This window comes from Candidatus Phytoplasma australasiaticum subsp. ipomoeae (assembly GCF_024425275.1).
Taxonomy (GTDB): domain Bacteria; phylum Bacillota_I; class Bacilli_A; order Acholeplasmatales; family Acholeplasmataceae; genus Phytoplasma; species Phytoplasma australasiaticum.
On record NZ_JALQCV010000025.1, the window covers coordinates 1 to 2,263 of the forward strand.

At 31.2% G+C, this 2,263-nt stretch carries 2 pseudogenes; both read right to left on the reverse strand.

Annotated elements, in window-relative coordinates:
- Positions 1 to 288: 288 nt before the first annotated feature.
- A pseudogene (gene gpmI, locus NQK76_RS02440) lies at positions 289 to 1,281 on the reverse strand (2,3-bisphosphoglycerate-independent phosphoglycerate mutase); the annotation flags it as partial.
- A 695-nt stretch (positions 1,282 to 1,976) separates the two neighbouring features.
- Positions 1,977 to 2,135 (reverse strand): annotated as a pseudogene (locus NQK76_RS02445) (2,3-bisphosphoglycerate-independent phosphoglycerate mutase); the annotation flags it as partial.
- Positions 2,136 to 2,263 lie beyond the last annotated feature (128 nt).

Sequence of the window (2,263 nt, forward strand, 5' to 3'; positions counted from 1 at the left end):
GATTATTAGGTGGCGGAATCTTTTTGACTAACTACTTCTTCGTCGCAACCCGCTTTTAAGAACTGCTGTAATTCACTATTCTTTCGTTTAATGAACCATTCTTATCCTTTCAGTGTTTATCTGCACTAGTGATTGGTCAAATCACACGATATTTAGGCCTCTTTGGCGCCCCTTCACGAGCAATAATATTTTTAATAAAAGGCATTTCCTTATAAACTCCTTAGATATTATTTAATATTTTAATTTTTAATAATAAATAAATAAAATTTATCAATTAATCGATTTATTTTATTTTTTTGATAAAATTAAACTTTTTCCAGTCATTTCCTGAGGTTTATTTAATTTTAATAATTGCAATAAAGTTGGGGCTACATCACATAAAGCTCCTGATCGCAAAGTTAAAGAATTATCGGTTATAATAATAGGTACTAAATTTGTAGTGTGAGCTGTATGTTGATTTCCATATTCATCACACATCTGTTCTGCATTACCATGATCTGCTACAATAACAGCTGTTCCGCCTACGGATGAAATAGTTTCTGTTACTATATTTAAACATTTATCTACAACTTCTATTGCTTTAATAGTGGCGTTTAAAGATCCTGTATGTCCTACCATATCAGGATTCGCAAAATTTAAAATCATAGTATCAAAATTACCTGTTAATATTGCTTTTTTAGCTTCTGCAGCAACTTGAAAAGCACTCATTTCAGGTTTCTGATCGTAAGTATCTACTTTAGGAGAAGGAATTAATATTTTTTTTATATTAGGTAAATTTTTTTCTTTACCCCCGTCAAAAAAGAATGTTACATGGGGATATTTTTCTGTTTCAGCAATTCTTAATTGTGTTAACCCATGTTTATAAATAACTTCGCTATAAATATTTTTTAATTCATTTTGCTCAAAAGCAACACATCCCTTTACTAAATGAGAATAATAACTATTTGTAACTAATAAAATATTTTTAATTATTTTTTTTGGTTTGAAAATTGTTTTATTTGGTGTTTGAAAATGATTAATTTGCAAAGGATTAGATAAAGCTACAGCTAATCTTACTGCTCGATCTGGTCTAAAATTAACAAAAATAATCCCATCATCATCATTAATTAAACTTTGGGTATTACAAATAAAAGGAGGAATAAATTCATCAGTAATACCTTGATTGTAGGCACTTTGAATCCCCTCTAAAGGTTCATAAATAGGTGTATCACCTGAAATTAACATATTATAAACCTTATTTAAACGTTCCCAATTATTATCTATATAGATAGAATATTTGCGTTTCAATATCAAAATTCGTATTTTTGATATCTATTACAAACAGCCCCCATCTAAACCGGACAAGCAAGTTTCCAAGCATCCGGCTTGCCATAATTTATCCTCTTTTGAGCACTAATTTGGTGTCCATCACTTAATTAGTTGCAATAAATTACTGACTTCTTTCGCCCTATAAAGGTCGTTAACCTTCATCTCGGGAGGGCGATTAACTTAATTATTCCAAATTAAGTTTTACTCCTCCGACTACTAAAAAGTCGCTTTATCCTTGAGCCTAATGACTTTTATTTCATTATTAGTTAATTTAATAACTAGCTTTTAGGATTCTCCAAGTTACTCTAAATATCGACCTTAATCCGTTAGGGGAAGTGACCATTTACTAATGGTGAGATTCCAGGTTTTTAATTGATAAACTATCCAATACGGATCAAGTATATTGATAGTCTCTGGACTGCTCGTTTATAGTAGTTTATGAGACAGGTTAGCTTATTACATCTTCTTAGCTTCTTAGGCCCTTTCAGGCTTATCCATGGGATTATTAGGTGGCGGAATCTTTTTGACTAACTGACTTCGTCGCAACCCGCTTTTAAGAACTGCTGTAATTCCTTATTGTTTCCTTTAAGGAACCATTCTTATCCTTTCAGTGTTTATCTGCACTGGTGATTGGTTAAATCACTGGATATTTAGGCCTCTTTGGCGCCCCGATCCATAGAATAATATCTTCCAGATATAGAACCAATTTTAAAACCTAATTCTATTAAAAGTTTTATATAACTTAAACCTGATTGGGGAGATGTATCTCTTCCATCAGTAAAAGCATGTAAAAAAGTATTTTTATTTAAATTATGTTGTTTTATTAATATATGGATAGAATATTTGCGTTTCAATATCAAAATTGGTATTTTTGATATCTATTACAAACAGCCCCCATCTAAACCGGACAAGCAAGTTTCCAAGCATCCGGCTTGCCATAATTTACCTTCTTACG